A 16,180-nucleotide genomic window follows, 5' to 3' on the forward strand; every position below is an offset into this window, starting at 1 on the left:
TTCGGAGGCTATCAGACAATTTCAGCTACAACCCCCTGATTATTTCCTTCCTCGCTCTATTAGAAAGACACTTCCATGAGAACCGTTAGCCCCGTACTCGAAGTTCAAGCAGTTACTGTTAAGGCGACCCCAAGGCATAGCTCCCCTCTAGCGTTGCCACTAGATTTTGAGCTTACTCGCGGGCAAAAGGCATTATTGTCAGGTCCTTCTGGATGCGGCAAGACCACATTTCTGAACGCAATCGTAGGCTTGCACCCCCTCCATGAAGGAAACGTAGTGCTACTTAACGAGTTCAACATATCTAAGACCTCAGTATCGACCCGCCAGAAATTACTCCGAAGCGATATTTCCTACGTTGGCCAAGAATTAGTAGCTTTCCCAGGCCTTACGGTAAAAGAATATTTAGAATTCAATCTACAAATTTGTAAGAAAGAAGTGAATTCAGCATTCTATGTCGGAATTCTTGAATCGTTAGGTGTAGAACACACTGTAAACCAGATGCTGAATGAACTTTCAAAGGGTCAATTACAGAGAGTCATGATCACTGGTGGACTCATACGACAACCTAAATTACTTCTACTTGACGAGCCGAGCAGTGCGTTAGATAGCGACTCGAGGGACAGCTTATTCCGTGTCATTGACGATGCGGTGCACGAGGGAACGGGTGTTCTCATGGTGTCACACGATCCAGTCGTCGAAAGCTTCGTTGATTCTGTAATCACTATGGAAAAGGACGATGCAAACCATGAATAAGAATTTGCAAAAAATTGGGACGTCGATCGTCGGCGAGGCCAAAATATATTTCTTTGTCCTTGCACTAGCCCTCGGAATAACCACCAGCTTTGTTCTTGTTCTAGGGTCAGTTTGGTCGCGATTGATTGATGAGTTTCCGGATGACCAATTCAAGTTTATTGGTGGCAATATGCTCTTTTGGGCAACATTTGTCGCCATCGCCATGAACATTCCGCTTGCAGTTCTCGGGTCTTTACTCCTTCGCGAGCAATCCATAACGCTTATACGCTTTGGACTAGGTCGGCGTCACTTTATCCGCATAATGCTTGGGCAAATGTGGAAGCCGATCGTCGGCGCCTTACTCCTCACAGTCGTGCTTTATTTACCATTTTCTGCACTGTTAGAATGGCTTCCTGATGATAACGGAGCTCCATTAATCAGTGTCAGTGCATTTGGCGTTCCTACTTTTTTCGGCATTGTTCTCGCAATAATCAGCCTCTTCATTCCACTAACTATCTCGGTATTGTTTCTGAGTACGAATTTAGTGACGAGGGTGAACAATAGCTTCAGAACTTTACGATCCATCAAACGCTGGCTCTTGCCGGGGATTTTCGCTTTAGGCGGGACCGCATTAATTATATTCGGAATAGTCTATGAAAACGGACAACAAGGTGGAATTCTTTTCACGGTAGGGATACTGCTTGTTGGTTCTACTCTTGTTCCCCAGGCAGCTCCGCGTATTGCACTCAACCTTACGACACTCGTTTCAAGGTTATCCTCGTACCGTCCCAGCCCCATTTTGAGTAAATCTGTGACTTCTGAATACCGGTCACGTTTTTCAGGTATCTCGTTATTCCTGTTCCTCATTGCAAGCATCCCTGCATTACTTTTCAGCGCATCTGGTATGCAAGCCCGCGCCATGGGAGAAGGCGGCATTGCGCAGTGGGACTTCTGGGTGCTCATGGCCGTGCCTCTAGCCTTTACGCTACTAGCGATTATCTCCGCAAGTCTCATACTTAGCCAATTGCTCAACCGTAGCCTCCATAAATTCCTCAAGCTAGGGATTATGAGTCGTGAATACCATTTCGCATTACTTCTCACACTTGCTTCAATAGTTTTTTCTTCGCAGGTATTAGTGCTTGTTGGCGTGTTTTTTCTAGGACTACTCATGATGTTCGTCTGGAATATCAGTTTGATTGAGATGTTGAGTGAGTTATATTGGCAACCACTAATATCTGTGTATACTCTCGTTATGATTTTTGTGCCACTTTTGTATCTGGGATTCTCTGGTGTAAAGGGCAAAGAGACTCAAACCACTTTGGCATCGAGGAAATAGCTTAAAAGGAATCTCTCGCTTAAGTGAAGTCCCAGGTTTTGTTCCGTTTGAGTAGATGGGAAAATCTGGGACACTTCAGCTATCAACAAGGCTACCTAACTGACTGTCAGGGTAGACACGAACGGCCACAAGCCGTGTGCTTGGCATATGAATCCAAATCAATGAAGGGGCATCGTTTTGGCTCATGCCTGTGCTGAGCTGGCGAACCAGGATGGGTTCCATGTGGATCACAAGGACGCGTGTCAAGCGTTGAAGGAGATATACGCGGCTCAAAACAAATCGCAAGCCCTGCAGGCCTGGAGGAGTTTGCGTTTGCGGAGGAGCTACAGCCAAGGACGTTTAGTGTGAATACATCATTACGTTGCAAGTCATCGAGTGCTCATCTGAGTACGGATCAGCAATTCGGATAAATCAAAGCCGTGGACATGATCACGAGGTGATCCTGTGAACTGGGCTAGCCTGTTATGGACGTCTTTTACACGTGATGATGGGGTCTGGGACCTATTTTTGCAGAAACCTGCGCAGGAGAAGATATTCTATCTCGGCGGCGCCCCTTTAGATGATGCCTATGATATCCGGTTTGCTTTATTTAGGAAGGCTGACGGAAGAATCAAGGAGGCATTCACGAACTCGATACCAATAACTTTTCCATTTTCGTCGATATCTATCTCTATTTCTCCTTCCATTTCTTCTATAGTTATTGCTGATATCTGCCGTTCAGAGAGGGTGCCTGGCTGCGCTATAGCTAGATAGGCTGCATCAGCTTCTGGGTCATAATCAAAATTCATAATTACCCTTGCTTGTTCTGCCTGTTTTATAACGTGCTCAACTAGCTCTTTATTGATCTTCCGCCTAGCCATCTGGGTCAACGCATGACGCGGGAGATTTCCACCAATGATTCCCAAGAATGGGATCCAAAAAGGATCTACTACTACGGGAAATTGCGTTGAAGAATTTGGTGAAATATGTTGAACTATCGTGCTTTGACGAATTTCATACCATGTATGAACTGAGGCCCCTGTCGTATCTATAGCCCAAGGCGCATCAAGAGTACCTAAGAGATCGGAAAGCTCCCCCGCCTTCATTAGTGACTGCACTAGAAGCACCGCTGGGCGAGGTCGAGTATTCATCTAAACCTAATGATTCAAGTTCCTTATTAGGTAGGGAGGACTTTCCCTTTATCGTCCACAGCGTGATTACGTAGCAACAAACCAAAGTAACCATCATCGTTGCAGCGACCCCTAGAATCTAGGAGCCAAGCCTTGGTATAAAAACTCCCTCCACCCCCGTGAGCTGGGGTCTGGAGGGAGAACCTATTAAGAGGACTTAGGAGCTCTTGCGATTGCGGCGAGCGGCGAGCTCATCCAAGCCAACCACGTTGTCATCGGGCAATTCCTCGATGCGCTCTGCGGGGAAGGACGTAATCGTGCCGGACAGTTCCTTCAAGATTCCCGGGACTGCGATGCCGAAGACGCCCTGGCCGCCGGCGAGAAGGTCAATGACCTCATCATTGGAGCGGCACTCGTATACGGTGGTGCCATCAGAGACGAGGGTGAGTTCCGCCAAGTCATTGACACCGCGGTCGTGCAGCGATTCCACGGCCAAGCGGATGTTCTGCAGGGAGATTCCGGTATCGAGCAAGCGCTTGACAATCTTGAGGACCAAGACGTCCTTAAAAGAATATAGGCGCTGCGAGCCCGAGCCGCGTGCGGTGCGAATGGAGGGGTTGACCAGGTTGGTGCGTGCCCAGTAGTCCAACTGGCGGTAGGTGATGCCAGCAACCTGGCAAGCGATGGGCACGCGGTACCCCACTTCTTCATCCGGCCCCACATCAAAGAGGGATTCTTGGACGTACTGGGACTCGGACTGAGTGTCCTCGGTGATGCTCACGTAATTACTCCAATGGGGTTTGTTGGAAGCTCTAAAGATCAATTAAATGCCAAGCGCACACCCCCGTCAAGCGGTGCTTGCTTAACCTTCGAGTACAACTTTAGACTTTAAAAACCACATTGTCACCATTAGTCACACGCGTGTCATTAATTTTTTTCGTCTTCTTCCCCCGTGTGGAAATCGGATTCATCCATGCCAAGGCTGCGCATCATCTCTTCGAAATCGGCATCGGCCTGCGCGTTTCCGGATGCAGAGGTGCTTTCCTCGGCAGAGGAGTCCTCGCTGTCTTCCCAGTCCTGCGTGGGGGTAGGAAGCTCGAGGTCGAAGTATTCCTTGATGTCGTCCTCGCTGGCGAAGACGGATACCTGCGCCAAGAGCGCAGATTCGGCAACAATGGGCACCTTAAAGTACTCGGCTACCGCCAAGGCGTCGCTTACACGTGCATCAAAAACTTCACCTTGCGCGGTCTGAATATCCACCATGAAGGTGCCTTGATGGTGGTTGACAATCTCGATGGCCTCGACGCCACCTGCAGCCTCCAAGACCTCGCACAGAAGATCGTGGGTCGTGGGGCGGTTCGGGCGCTGGTCAGCAAAAACGGCGGCCAATTGGATTCCGTCTACGGCCGAAAGCCAGACTGGAATGAGGCGATTTTCTTCGGGCCACCGCAGCAGCGCGCAGACATCATCTTCTGGCCCAAGCTGGTGAATGCCGTGAAATTCAAGGGTTACATCACTCATAGCTACCACTCTCCCACAAGGGAGGCTGCCATGGTGAGTTAAGCGTTAAATTCGTGGCGCAAATCCGTCTTTACCAGGGTGGCGTGCAAAGAAACGACTAGCGCCGTCATCTGCTGGGAGAGCTCTTCTGCCTGCTGGTGCGCGGTATCGGAATTCGAGTGCGCCACGGGGGCCGCAACCTGCGAAATCAAATCTGCTTGGCGGCGTGCGCTATTGCGTAGGGACTTCAGCTGGCTAGCGCTAAAGCCGAAGGCCTGCAACGCTACCGCGGCAGAAGCAATGGCCACGTCGTCGGTATTGAAAAATCCCGCGGCATCCGGCTTAATGAGCTTGTCCTTGATAAAGGTGGCAATATCCGCCTCGGATGCTCCGGCTTGCTCTGCTACCTCGGCATCGGTCAAGCGCGTTACCGCGGGTGCTTTGAACTGTTGCGGGGACAGCAAGGTCTCCGCATTGCCAGCAGAAACAATGGCGGTGACCTGGCCGGAATCCATCGCTTCCAGCTGCTCGCGGATGACCTTAAGCGGGGTGTAATTATCCCGCTGGGTGGTCAAGATATAGCGCAGCCTATCCACGTCTTCCTGCGTGAACCGGCGGTAGCCGGAGGCAGTGCGCTGGGGAGAAATCAGCCCCTCTGACTCGAGGAAGCGGATTTTAGACACAGTGACATCAGGGAACTGCTGATTCAGTGTTTCTAAGACCACGCCAATGGACATGGTCTTAGCCTTCTTCGTGTTCGGGCTCTTGCGGCGAGCTGATGCCGCCGCGGATTCTGCTGCGCTCACTGTGTCTATCTCTTTAAAAGTGTCTCAGTAGTCGTTGGATATAAAAAGGAGACTAAACCGCTTTAACCAAGTACGGCAAAACGGTTTGTCTGCTGCGGTTTTAGTCCTGCTTGGTGATGAAGACGAGGCGGAATTTACCGATCTGAATCTCATCTCCAACCTCGAGCACCTGCGAGTTACGCGGCTCGCGGTTGACGTAGGTGCCGTTCAGGGATCCCACGTCTACTACCTCGAATTGGCCGTCATCGTTCTTGCGGAATTCAGCGTGGCGGCGGGAAACGGTGACATCATCCAGGAAGATATCTGCCTCTGGGTGGCGCCCTGCCGTGGTGGTGTCCTGATCCAGCAGGAAGCGGGCACCGGCATTGGAGCCGCGCTTGACCACAAGCAACGCCTGGCCGTCCTCCAAGTTTTCCGTACCTACCGCAGAGGTCTCGGTTCCCTTGGTGCCATTTTCCATTTCCTTGAGCAGGTCAGCGCGGAATACAGAGGTGGTCTCCACCTGTGGTTCCGGGGTTCCGGTGTTCTCGCTCATTGTTACCTCCGGGGATTAGTTTTGAGTTACTTATACCAATAATAGCGACTCTACCGAGTCTTTGATCTCTCAGTGGGCAATTATTTCACCGAAAAATATTTCCGATGCCGCTCAACACGGAATTTCCCTGCCCCGCAAGGGGGTTATCAGAGACCATATAGGTCCACGTTGCGCTTGGACGGTTCAACCCAGAGTCTGCAAGGTGTGCCCCCTCGGCGTCAATAGGCACCTGCCTGAAGGTCTCTACGGCCTGATCAACCGCCCGCTGCGCCAAGTCCTTAAATTCGCGCACCGCGATGCGGTGATATTCGTCAATTGGGGTCTCGCGCGCGATGGCGCGCAGGTGAATGGATTCGCGCACATCATCGAGCAGCTCGAGGTGATCGGCCCAGCCCATGTCGAGGTGATACAGCATGATTTCTCGCGCCGCCTGAATTCGCACTGGCTCCGGGAGATCCGCAAGCTCGTTGGCCCGCTCTGGGGCGCGCTCTGCAAGTTCCTGCCACGCTTGGTCTGTATCCAATAGCGCTGCACGGCGCTTATCGATGATGATGCGCTGGTCCGCCAAGAGCTGGTTATACTTCCAGGTTTGCGCGTGAATTTCTAGCAATTGGCCCTCTGCTACCCGCTGACAATGGGCTACAAAGTCCTGCACTCGTTTGGATTCGATGAGCCCGCTAGGGCCAGGTTGCGCGCTGACCTTTTCCCCAGCTCCGCCTTGTTGCACCACATCATCTTCCAGGGAGACGAAAAATAGCGCCAAGCCTGGGTCCCCTTGGCGCCCTGCACGCCCGCGCAGCTGGTTATCGAGCCGCGCGGTGCGGTGCCGAGAAGTTCCGATCACGGCAAGGCCGCCGCGTTCGGCCACCTCATCGTGGTCGGCCTCATCGGCGCCACCGAGCTTGATGTCGGTACCGCGGCCGGCCATTTGTGTGGAGACGGTTACCCGCCCCACATCGCCGGCTTCGGCGACAATCTGCGCCTCTTCGCGGTCGTTTTTGGCGTTGAGCACGTTGACTTCGATATCGCGTTCGCGCAAGGCCTCAGCCAAATTTTCTGATTCCGCCACGTCTTGGGTTCCCACAAGCACAGGTTGACCAGCATCGTGCAGGCGGGCAATTTCTTCAACGATTGCCACCGACTTCTCCCCTATGGTGGCAAAAATACGGTCCTGCTCATCGAAGCGCCGCAAAGGCTTGTTCCGATCGATGACGGAGACGCGCAGGTCATAAAACTGCCGCAGCTGGTCGGTGGCCTCTACCGCAGTACCCGTCATTCCACAGACCAGCGGGTACCGGCGCATGAGTTCTTGCAGGGTAATCGTATCGAGGATGCGCCCGCCCTCTGAGACTTCCAAGCCCTCTTTGGCCTCTACCGCGGCTTGCAGCCCGTCGGGCCAGCGTTGCAGGTCGGCGACGCGGCCACGGGAGGCATCGATAAGCTGCAGCTTGCCGTCCACCACGATGTAGTGAATATCGCGGATCAACAGCGCCTTTGCGTGCAGCGCCAAGTTGACCTTGACTAGGACGGTACCGATAGTGTCCTCGGAGTAAAGGGAATCGATGCCGAGCTCTCGCTCTACGCGGGCTGCGCCGACATCGGTAAGCTGCACCGTGCGCCCATCATCCGAGATGACGTACTCGTGGTTCTCTCGGAGGCGGGAGACCACATTGGTAATTTGCCCGGTGGGCGCTTCACCGGGGCGATTTCCGGCCAAGACCAGCGGCACGAGGGCCTCGTCCACCAAGACGGAATCGGCCTCGTCTACCAAGGCGACATCGCCAGGAGCCTGCACCGTCTGTGCACGTTCGGTGATCTGATTATCGCGCAGCAGGTCAAAGCCCAATTCATTGACTGGGGCATAAATAATATTCTGCGCATAGGCATCGCGGCGCTCGTCCGCACTCATGCCCTCCGTCACGGAGGCTACCTGCAGCCCAAAAAATTCCACGACAGGCCGCATCCATTCGGCATCGCGACTGGCTAGGTAGTCATTGACCGTCACGACGTGAACGCGCTTTCCGGTCAGCGCGAAACCCGTTGCGGCCATCGCGCCAACGAGAGTCTTGCCCTCACCGGTAGCCATTTGAATGACATCGCCGGTAAGCAGTCGCAGTACCGCCTGCGATTGCACGGTGAATGGGTGCAGGCCCAGGGTGCGTTCACACGCTACGGCAAGGGCACCCAGGAATTGGGCCTTGTCTGCGACCTCGCCGCCGCGCACCGCATCGCGGGCGGCTTGGGCCACGGCAGCATCGTCGCTCTGCGCGAATATATCCGCGGCGGAGCGAGCTTCATCCACGATGGCCTTGGATTTCTTATCGTTTCGCTCGCTTTGCGAGCCCATCGCTTTCCAGAACCAATCGAATGCTCCCACGACAATTCCTCCTTTAGGGGCTGGCTGCCTACGACTCTAGTCAACCTCATCTGGCTTGGAACTTATGGGGCCGTTATTGTAGGTGCCATGCAATCCGTCAATGTTAAGCTGCCGTCCAGCCGAGGAACCGAGATGGCAGGAACCATCGACTTTCCTGATGCTCCCCCTCTCGCCTTCGCCGTCTTCGCGCATTGCTTTGCCGGCTCGCGCCATACCCCTGGCGCGGCCCGCACCTCGAAGCAATTAACGGAATTCGGTATCGCTACGTTGCGTTTTGATTTTCCCGGTTTGGGGCAATCAGAAGGCGAGTTCGCGGACACCACGTTTAACCAGAATGTCGACGATATCCGCGCCGCCGCGGACTGGCTAGAAGAACACTATTCCGCACCACAGATGCTCATTGGTCACTCCTTGGGCGGCGCAGCGGTGCTCAAGGCCGCCACGGCAATGAAAAAGATTCGCGCCGTGGCCACCATCGGCGCCCCCTTCGATCCCGCGCACTCCGTGCTGCACTACGCGGATAAGATCGGCGAGGTAGACGCTAATGGTGAGGTCGAGGTCGTCTTGGGCGGCAGGGCCCTGACCATTTCGCGCAAATTCCTGGAGGATTTGGCAGAAACCAACCCCGAAGAATACCTGCCGCGGTTGCGCAAGCCCCTTTTGTCCCTGCATTCCCCCATCGATCAGACGGTGGGCATCGATAATGCGCAGAATATCTTCCGCATGACCCGCTACCCCAAATCCCTCGTTTCGCTGGATAAGGCCGATCACCTGCTCACCAAGCAGGGAACCGCAGCCCGCGCCGCTGATCTGATCGGTGCCTGGTCCCAGCAATTTATTGTTCCCGACTATGAACCCGAGGAAGTGGGCACCGACGCCGCCGTTGCCCGTCCCGCTACCGGCACCAAGTTCGGCGTCGTGGTCCGCCACAATGATCACTCCGTGACCGCGGACCGCACCAAAAAGGAAGGCGGAAAGGGCAAGGGCTTTACCGCAACCGGCCTGCTCATGTCTGCCCTGGCTTCTGCTTCCACCCAGGCCATCAAGGAGGCCGGCAAGAAGCTTGCGCTTGACGATGTCCACGTATCCATCACCCAAACCGGTTCCACCTCTTTCGAGCGCCGCATCGAACTAAAAGGCTCCTTGAGCGCTGCCGATGTCGATGCACTACGTGCGGCCGCACGCGATACTGATGTCGAGCGCATGGCCGCCGGCGCCACCATCACCGATGTCGTGGACGCCAACTAATGGTGGCCCTCAACCCCATCGCCGATTCCCGCCGCTGCCCCTGCACGAGCGGGCTGAGCTTTGGCGAATGCTGCGGCAAGTACCATGCCGGTGCCAAAGCTCCCACAGCCGAGGCCTTGATGCGGTCACGCTTTAGCGCCTTCGTCAGCGGCGATGAGGACTACCTCCTGCACACCTGGGATCCGGTGACGCGGCCCAGCTCATTGGACTTGGCTGACTCCCCCATCCGGTTCTACCGCCTCGATATCCTCGATACCGAGCGCGGTGGCCTTGTAGACGATGAAGGCATCGTGGAATTTGAGGCCTTCTACAAGGGCGAGGCAGTGGGCTCCCAGCGGGAGCGATCGTCTTTCCGGCGCCTTAATGGCTCATGGGTCTATTCCACCGGCGAGCTTTAATGCAGGTCACGGCCTAGATTTCACTGTGGAATTATCCTGATGTAATCTAGGGCAGTCGCAACAAATAATGCGACGCCGGGCTATGGCGCAGTTTGGTAGCGCACTACACTGGGGGTGTAGGGGTCGCAGGTTCAAATCCTGTTAGCCCGACAAATTATCCCACGGCTATGGATTAACTCCTCGGCCGTGGGATTTTCTGTATCTACACCGCAAACTTGGATTCTAGGGGTCGTTGCAACGATGATGGTTACTTTGGTGTGATACTACCGGTTTGTGTCAGGGCGTTGGTCATTACTTCGGCTGGGGTGCGCCAGTTGAGTGCTTTGCGTGGTTTGTGGTTGTGAATGTTGGCGATCATCTCCAGGTCCTCGGCGCTGTAGATGGACAGGTCGCTGTTTTTGGGAAGGTTTCTCCTGAGCCTGCCGTTGGTGTTTTCGTTGCTGCCTCTCTCCCACGGTGATCCTGGATGGCAGAAGTAGATGGGAATGTCAGTGGCCATGGTAAAGGCTTTATGGCCAGCCATTTCACTTCCTTGGTCCCAGGTAATTGATGACCAGAGTGCTTTATCGATTCCAGCGACAGCCTTGTGCAGGGCTGTGAATACTTCTTTGCTGGTGTGCCTGCCTGGCAGGTGGCCAAGGACAACAAATCGGCTGACGCGTTCTACTAACGTGATCACCGCGGATTGGTTATTTTTACCAAGGATGAGGTCGCCTTCCCAGTGGCCTGGCAAAATACGTTCAGTAACCTCTTCTGGCCGGTCGTCGATGAGGATCATGTCGTCAACGAAGCGTTGCTGGGCCGGTGTGGTGGTGCGTGTGTGGCGTTTCTTGCGTTTCTTTCTGCCGGTAGGCAAGTCCAGGCCAAGGTCTTTGAGTCGTCCTTTGGACTGTAGATAAAAGGCGTCATAAATCGTTTCGTGACTAATGCGCATGTCCTTATCCGTGGGGTAGTCGATGGGCAGGCGATTGGAAATCTCCTCCGGTGACCATTGTGCCCGCAATTGTGCGCATACATAGTCCCATAACCTTTTGTTGGCCAGCAGTTTCGGTATTTTCGGTCGCAATCTCCGCGCACAAGCCTTTAACTGGGCGGTTTCTGCACGATACGGGCCTTCAGCGCTGTGGTTTCTGCGTACTTCACGCTGAATTGACGAGGCACTTCGCCCTAAACGGCGCCCGATTTCCCGCAGCGGCACATGCTCACGAAGAAGGTCGGCGATAATTACGCGTTCTTCAAAGCAAATATAGCGATCACTGATGCGTTTATACGGATCCACACCGCCAGGCAAGGCAGGGGCACAAAGCCGTCCAGATTCGATGACGTCATGGCGTTGGCGCAGCGCTTTCATGAGTCTTTTATACGTGGTGGCATCCTCGCCGACAGGTATGAACTCTTTACGTGGCCCTCCGGATTTGATGAGTCCTTTTTCGAAGTCTAAAGACAATCGACGATCAATTCCTATCCCAGCCCCAGCATCACCAACAGGCAAGCTCGCCAACCGAAGGCGTAAGTATTCCACCCTTAACTGTGTTTGGCGGACTTTCCGGGCATACCTCGTTAGCCGGATATGGCACCCAGCTTCTGTAGCAACGGCATACGCAGCGGTGGGATGCATTCCACACGTTTTGGCGGCTTGGTGTACTGAGAGTCCGCCTTGAACTAGTTCTACAAGCTGTAAAGCCTGGCTACCGCGGCGATCAACTCGTTTGGCTTTATGTATGACTGGCACTCCGTGAGCATGGCAAAAATTCAAAGCATGCACGTAATGACAGCCAAGCTCACCAGCAGCCGAGCGAACGCTACGCCCACTGCCAACCATGGCCACCAAGCCACGACGATCCGACTCAGACAACGAATGAAACGGGCCCACAACTCCAGGCACAACAACACCCTCCTAAGGGAAAGTGTTGCAACGACCCTCTGAACTCAAGCAAATAGGATGGCGAGACCTAACAAGATAAGCACCGTGGGAAATAACACGCTCTCCCACTTCTCTAGCGCTTCTGCTACGGCTGGCCGTGTGGCCACGAACTTCGCGGCCGCTACAAGGCCTGCGACCAAAACGAGGAATACGATGCAGTACACCGCGATGTCTGCGGGCGAAGACGTGGTAAATACCGGCAGGTACACTCCGATATTATCGCCGCCATTGGCAAAGGTGACCCCGGCTACCGCAGCGACGCTAAGCTTCTTTCCAGAAACGTCATCGTCGTCTTCCCCGCGAAAAGCCTCCCAGGCTGCCCAGAGGCCAATGGCCAGGGGAATAAGCCCGAAAAAGCGAATCCAGTTTTCCGGAAGGATGGCGCTAAGTCCCAGACCAAGTGCCACGGAGACCGCGAGGATCCCCAAAAATCCCAGGTACTGGCCCAAAAGGATGGTTTTAGTCGTGCCCTTCCTGCCCACGCCACGGGCAAAGAATAGCGAGAGAACAACGATATCGTCGATATTGGTGACGATGAATAAGACGATTGTGGATGCGAGAGTAGTAATCACCTAATCAGCTTAACGTGTCCACCGATGACAATTGTCATGGCAAATTCGTGACACGATCCCTGCTATTAAAAGCGCAAACCTAGTTAAGTGCAAGACATGAAAACGACACGCACCCCAAGCTCAGGTTCCTCAACAGCGATTGAGGTACGCGACGTAGAAAAAGTCTTCGCAGCACATTCCTCGCACTCGGTGCGAGCACTGAATGACGTATCAGTCTCCATCGCCCCCGGAGAAATCGTAGCGCTGCTAGGTACTAACGGCGCTGGAAAGTCCACACTTATTGATCTCATCTTGGGGCTTACCGAACCATCTTCCGGCACTGTCACAGTCCTAGGCAAAAGCCCTCGGGAAGCGATCAATAACGCACAGCTAGCAGCGGTGCTCCAATCCGGAGGTCTTCTCCCCGATCTCACCGTAAGCGATACCTTAAAGATGATTTCCGCTACCTTTGCCCAGCCCCTAGATATTGGCGAGGTTGCACATCACACCAACTTAGAACCGATATTGTCTCGACGAGTGGGTAAGTGCTCCGGCGGCGAGCAACAACGTCTTCGTTTCGCGCTTGCGCTCCTGGGTGACCCGCAGATTCTCATCCTTGACGAGCCGACTGCCGGTATGGATCCAGGCGCCCGCCGGGACTTTTGGGCGTCTATGCAGCACCAGGCTGAGCTCGGGCGCACCATCTTCTTCGCGACTCACTATCTCGAAGAAGCAGACAATTTTGCTGAAAGGATAGTGCTTTTGCACAAAGGGGAAGTTGTGGCCGATGACAAGGTAATTGACATACGTAGCCGCGGCGGGGTCCGAAGAATTACGGCCCAATTTGACGGCAGTATTCCTCCAGTCAGTTCGCTACCGGATGTAACTGATGTCACCCGCACTGGAGATCACATTCAAATGACGACCTCAGATTCGGATCCACTGGCCCGCCATCTTCTTAACCACACAGGCGCTCATGACCTCACCATTAGCGCTCATAGTCTGGAAAATACTTTCCTCGCGCTTACCGATGAGCACAGCTAACCCATTTCTCCTCCCTCCAGCCCCCAAACGAAAGATTCCAACCATGTCTATTAGTTCCACCGCGCCTGGGTTTAGTAACACAATGCGTTTTGCTGGGTACAATTTCCTCCGGCTGCGCCGCAACCTCGCCCCGCTATTTTTCACCACCATTTTGCCGGTATTTTTCTATTTACTTTTCGGCACACTAATGGACTTTGGCAACCTTCCCATTCACAACGGTAACTTTGCAGCTCTCCAAATGATTAGCATGGCCCTGTACGGCGGCGTCGCCGGTGCGGTGGGAGCCGCTGCTGCTTCAGTCACTGATGCTCGATCCGGTTGGAGACGCCAACTAGCGCTTACTCCGCTGCGCCCTCACCAGATCTTCTGGGCGAATATCACCTCCATAGCATTGCAAGCTCTGCTCCCCATTGCAGCAGTGTTTCTCACTGGTGCATTAACTAAAGCTGACATGGAGCCCCACCAATGGGTTCTGTCCTTTCTTGCGTGCGTTGTTGTCTCTATTCCCTTTGGCTTATATGGGATGATATGGGCACTTGCTTTACCGACGGATAACTCCGTGGCCATTGCTTCTTCCTCTATTGTCCTCCTGCTGTTCGCCGCCAATGTCTTTATCCCCCTATCTTCCTCACTTATGGAGTTTGGCCGCTTTACACCCCTTTTTGGCCCAGTAGTGCTGGCTCAATGGCCGTTGGCAGAAGGGATGCAACTGCTCAATGATGCCGATGGCACGGTTAACCATTCCTTGTGGAGCGCGGGACTAAACTTCGCCGTATGGACCGCAATTTTCGTCGGAGCCTGCGCAATGCTGCTCCACCGCGACAAATCACGAATGTAATGGATTCATTCCACTCGCCCTTCAAAGGATTCGCTACAAATAATGCGGTGTTTGCCAGCGTTTGGCTTATATTTCTGCTCTTCGGCTTAATTCTCAGTTTCGCTCAGCCTGGTGTGGACGCTACGCAGCGCCTAGGTTCCACTGCCTGTGTTATCGCTTTTAGCGCCCTATATTTCTTCAGCTTTGGTTCAGTGACTTACTACCCGCGTGGCTGGAACTTACGTTATCGCTTGGCCGCTCGGTGGTCTGCCTTAGCGCTCATAGCACTTATTTCCATACCCTTCTTCGGAGTTTATGCTACGACGTTTGTGCCCTATCTAGCTGCTTTCCTCGGGTTTCAATTACCACTGCGCCGGGCATTATTATGGGTACTTCTTACCGGACTCGTAGTCACAGGTGCCTTATGGAGCGTCGATTCGCAGGACCTCTTAGGGACATTCATTGTGATATTCGGCTGGCCAATTTTGCTGGTGTTGCTAGGCACAATGTCTCAAAGAGAAGACTCGCGCACGGATTTAGAGCATCAACTCGATCTCGCACGCCAACGTGAAGACATTGCCACAGACGTCCATGATTTGCTCGGTCACTCGCTTACCGTCATCAATTTAAAATCTGAGTTGGCACAGCGGCTAGTAGACGTAGATCCAACTCGAGCTCGAAACGAGCTGCAAGAAATAAGTGACCTTTCCCGTAAGAGTTTGGCAGAAGTCCGCTCCACAGTTACCCGGATGCGCATGCCGACCTTCGAAGGAGAAGTCCAGGCAGCACGACGAGCATTCGATACTACAGGGATTCAAGCGCATCTTCCTGCCAACGTCCAAGCCGTAGGACTTTATGACGCCGCCTTTTCCTGGGCATTACGTGAGCTCACCACTAACGTTATTCGCCACTCAGGAGCACAGCACTGCTGGGTTAGCATAACCCAAAATAAGCTCCAAGTCGTAGACGATGGTTGCGGCTTCGATCCGAAAAAGCAGTACCAAAGTGGCGGGCTACACGGGCTGCACAAGCGAATGAAGGACAGCGGCGGAAAGTTGATTATTATGAGGAAGGACGACCGCACCGTAGCGCTGATTACTATGAATGGTGATACTGAGTTACTACCCTTAGACAGTGAAGTGGAGTCCGATGGCTGATACATCTCCACCCATCCGCATCCTCATCGCGGAGGATCAATCATTGGTTCGCGGTGCCCTTGTCGCTCTCCTAGCTACCGAACCAGATATCGAGGTAGTTGCTCAATGCGCAACGGGCAACGAGGTTGCAGGGCTCGTTGCCAAGCACAATGTGGAGGTAGCTCTACTCGATATTGAGATGCCTGGAAAAAGTGGTTTAGACGTAGCAGAAGAACTCTCCGACAGTCCATGCAAATGCCTTATCGTTACTACTTTTGGCCGCGGCGGCTATGTAAAACGTGCTATTGATGCCAACATCGCTGGGTTCATAGTCAAAGACACTCCCCCAGAACAACTCGCGGAGGCAATTCGCCGAGTAAAGGCTGGGCTGCGGGTTATCGATCCTGCCCTGGCACGAGAGAGTCTTTTTACCCCGGACAACCCGCTCACACCCCGGGAACGAGAAATCGCGCGGCTTTTATTATCTGGGGTGGCTTCCTCAGAACTGGCGCGCAAAGTGCATCTTAGTCCTGGCAGCGTGCGCAACGTCGTGTCCAGTATCATGACAAAAACCGATGCAAATAATCGCTACGAGGCTGCGACGAAAGCCCAAACTCAGGGCTGGATTTAAATTTCCAGAAAATCGGCCATAGAAATAGGCTTAAGC

16 protein-coding genes and 1 tRNA gene are annotated in these 16,180 nt (G+C 53.7%); 9 read left to right on the top strand and 8 right to left on the bottom strand.

Annotated elements, in window-relative coordinates; translation table 11 throughout:
- The first annotated feature begins 75 nt into the window (after positions 1-75).
- On the top strand, positions 76-753 hold the full coding sequence (locus HMPREF1261_RS09320) for an ATP-binding cassette domain-containing protein (protein WP_084519553.1): 678 nt from the start codon (positions 76-78) through the stop codon (positions 751-753).
- Positions 746-2,068, top strand: a complete 1,323-nt coding sequence (locus HMPREF1261_RS09325) for a hypothetical protein (protein ID WP_023030768.1) — start codon at positions 746-748, stop codon at positions 2,066-2,068. The genes HMPREF1261_RS09320 and HMPREF1261_RS09325 overlap by 8 nt, the downstream gene beginning before the upstream one ends.
- A 566-nt stretch (positions 2,069-2,634) precedes the next feature.
- On the opposite strand, the gene HMPREF1261_RS13060 is transcribed toward HMPREF1261_RS09325, so the two are convergent.
- The 6 genes from HMPREF1261_RS13060 to secA2 all read right to left on the bottom strand — a co-directional run bounded on the left by HMPREF1261_RS13060 (position 2,635) and on the right by secA2 (position 8,395).
- Complete coding sequence (locus tag HMPREF1261_RS13060; RefSeq protein ID WP_023017528.1) at positions 2,635-3,198, bottom strand: DUF2283 domain-containing protein; 564 nt, start codon at positions 3,196-3,198, stop codon at positions 2,635-2,637.
- Positions 3,199-3,394: 196 nt separating this feature from the next.
- On the bottom strand, positions 3,395-3,958 hold the full coding sequence (locus HMPREF1261_RS09335) for a MerR family transcriptional regulator (RefSeq protein WP_005282882.1): 564 nt from the start codon (positions 3,956-3,958) through the stop codon (positions 3,395-3,397).
- 146 nt (positions 3,959-4,104) lie between these two features.
- Positions 4,105-4,698, bottom strand: a complete 594-nt coding sequence (locus HMPREF1261_RS09340) for a bifunctional nuclease family protein (protein ID WP_023030769.1) — start codon at positions 4,696-4,698, stop codon at positions 4,105-4,107.
- A 38-nt stretch (positions 4,699-4,736) separates the two neighbouring features.
- Entirely contained in the window at positions 4,737-5,483 is a 747-nt protein-coding gene (locus HMPREF1261_RS09345) for a MerR family transcriptional regulator (protein WP_023030770.1), read from the bottom strand.
- Positions 5,484-5,583: 100 nt separating this feature from the next.
- Positions 5,584-6,018, bottom strand: coding sequence for an oxoglutarate dehydrogenase inhibitor Odhl (gene odhI, locus HMPREF1261_RS09350; RefSeq protein ID WP_023022279.1), 435 nt, complete (start codon positions 6,016-6,018; stop codon positions 5,584-5,586).
- 85 nt (positions 6,019-6,103) lie between these two features.
- Positions 6,104-8,395 (bottom strand): accessory Sec system translocase SecA2, encoded by a 2,292-nt coding sequence (secA2, locus tag HMPREF1261_RS09355; protein ID WP_023030771.1) that lies wholly within the window; start codon positions 8,393-8,395, stop codon positions 6,104-6,106.
- Positions 8,396-8,482: 87 nt separating this feature from the next.
- On the opposite strand from secA2, the gene HMPREF1261_RS09360 reads away from it, so the two are divergent.
- From HMPREF1261_RS09360 to HMPREF1261_RS09370, 3 genes are all read left to right on the top strand, one after another.
- Complete coding sequence (locus HMPREF1261_RS09360; RefSeq protein ID WP_023030772.1) at positions 8,483-9,643, top strand: alpha/beta fold hydrolase; 1,161 nt, start codon at positions 8,483-8,485, stop codon at positions 9,641-9,643.
- Positions 9,643-10,041 (top strand): YchJ family protein, encoded by a 399-nt coding sequence (locus tag HMPREF1261_RS09365; protein ID WP_023030773.1) that lies wholly within the window; start codon positions 9,643-9,645, stop codon positions 10,039-10,041. Before HMPREF1261_RS09360 ends, HMPREF1261_RS09365 begins: the two co-directional genes overlap by 1 nt.
- 76 nt (positions 10,042-10,117) lie before the next feature.
- Positions 10,118-10,191 (top strand) — tRNA-Pro (locus HMPREF1261_RS09370).
- A 97-nt stretch (positions 10,192-10,288) separates the two neighbouring features.
- Here HMPREF1261_RS09370 and HMPREF1261_RS09375 read toward each other — a convergent pair.
- On the bottom strand, positions 10,289-11,488 hold the full coding sequence (locus HMPREF1261_RS09375) for an IS30 family transposase (RefSeq protein WP_232207963.1): 1,200 nt from the start codon (positions 11,486-11,488) through the stop codon (positions 10,289-10,291).
- 482 nt (positions 11,489-11,970) lie between these two features.
- Complete coding sequence (locus HMPREF1261_RS09380; RefSeq protein ID WP_023030774.1) at positions 11,971-12,537, bottom strand: cadmium resistance transporter; 567 nt, start codon at positions 12,535-12,537, stop codon at positions 11,971-11,973.
- Between the two features lie 96 nt (positions 12,538-12,633).
- Between HMPREF1261_RS09380 and HMPREF1261_RS09385 the strand changes: the two genes are divergently transcribed.
- The 4 genes from HMPREF1261_RS09385 to HMPREF1261_RS09400 all read left to right on the top strand — a co-directional run bounded on the left by HMPREF1261_RS09385 (position 12,634) and on the right by HMPREF1261_RS09400 (position 16,144).
- Positions 12,634-13,560 (top strand): ABC transporter ATP-binding protein, encoded by a 927-nt coding sequence (locus HMPREF1261_RS09385; protein WP_023030775.1) that lies wholly within the window; start codon positions 12,634-12,636, stop codon positions 13,558-13,560.
- Positions 13,561-13,642: 82 nt separating this feature from the next.
- The gene (locus HMPREF1261_RS09390; protein WP_084538545.1) at positions 13,643-14,398 is read left to right on the top strand and encodes an ABC transporter permease; all 756 of its coding nucleotides are present in this window, start codon (positions 13,643-13,645) and stop codon (positions 14,396-14,398) included.
- A complete protein-coding gene (locus tag HMPREF1261_RS09395) occupies positions 14,398-15,534 on the top strand; it encodes a sensor histidine kinase (RefSeq protein WP_023030777.1) in 1,137 nt (378 codons plus the stop codon). The genes HMPREF1261_RS09390 and HMPREF1261_RS09395 overlap by 1 nt, the downstream gene beginning before the upstream one ends.
- Positions 15,527-16,144: a response regulator transcription factor gene (locus HMPREF1261_RS09400; RefSeq protein ID WP_023030778.1), complete on the top strand. Its 618-nt coding sequence runs from the start codon at positions 15,527-15,529 to the stop codon at positions 16,142-16,144. Before HMPREF1261_RS09395 ends, HMPREF1261_RS09400 begins: the two co-directional genes overlap by 8 nt.
- Positions 16,145-16,180 lie beyond the last annotated feature (36 nt).

Source organism: Corynebacterium sp. KPL1818 (genome assembly GCF_000478135.1).
GTDB classification, from domain to species: domain Bacteria; phylum Actinomycetota; class Actinomycetes; order Mycobacteriales; family Mycobacteriaceae; genus Corynebacterium; species Corynebacterium accolens.

Excerpts from the sequence above, each read along its gene's own strand:
- HMPREF1261_RS09365 (WP_023030773.1), top strand. The coding sequence starts at position 9,643 with ATGGTGGCCCTCAACCCCATCGCCGATTCCCGCCGCTGCCCCTGCACG.
- HMPREF1261_RS09390 (WP_084538545.1), top strand. The coding sequence starts at position 13,643 with ATGCGTTTTGCTGGGTACAATTTCCTCCGGCTGCGCCGCAACCTCGCC.
- HMPREF1261_RS09400 (WP_023030778.1), top strand. The coding sequence starts at position 15,527 with ATGGCTGATACATCTCCACCCATCCGCATCCTCATCGCGGAGGATCAA.
- HMPREF1261_RS09340 (WP_023030769.1), bottom strand. The coding sequence starts at position 4,698 with ATGAGTGATGTAACCCTTGAATTTCACGGCATTCACCAGCTTGGGCCA.
- HMPREF1261_RS09360 (WP_023030772.1), top strand. The coding sequence starts at position 8,483 with ATGCAATCCGTCAATGTTAAGCTGCCGTCCAGCCGAGGAACCGAGATG.
- HMPREF1261_RS09320 (WP_084519553.1), top strand. The coding sequence starts at position 76 with ATGAGAACCGTTAGCCCCGTACTCGAAGTTCAAGCAGTTACTGTTAAG.
- odhI (WP_023022279.1), bottom strand. The coding sequence starts at position 6,018 with ATGAGCGAGAACACCGGAACCCCGGAACCACAGGTGGAGACCACCTCT.
- HMPREF1261_RS09385 (WP_023030775.1), top strand. The coding sequence starts at position 12,634 with ATGAAAACGACACGCACCCCAAGCTCAGGTTCCTCAACAGCGATTGAG.
- HMPREF1261_RS09325 (WP_023030768.1), top strand. The coding sequence starts at position 746 with ATGAATAAGAATTTGCAAAAAATTGGGACGTCGATCGTCGGCGAGGCC.
- HMPREF1261_RS13060 (WP_023017528.1), bottom strand. The coding sequence starts at position 3,198 with ATGAATACTCGACCTCGCCCAGCGGTGCTTCTAGTGCAGTCACTAATG.
- HMPREF1261_RS09395 (WP_023030777.1), top strand. The coding sequence starts at position 14,398 with ATGGATTCATTCCACTCGCCCTTCAAAGGATTCGCTACAAATAATGCG.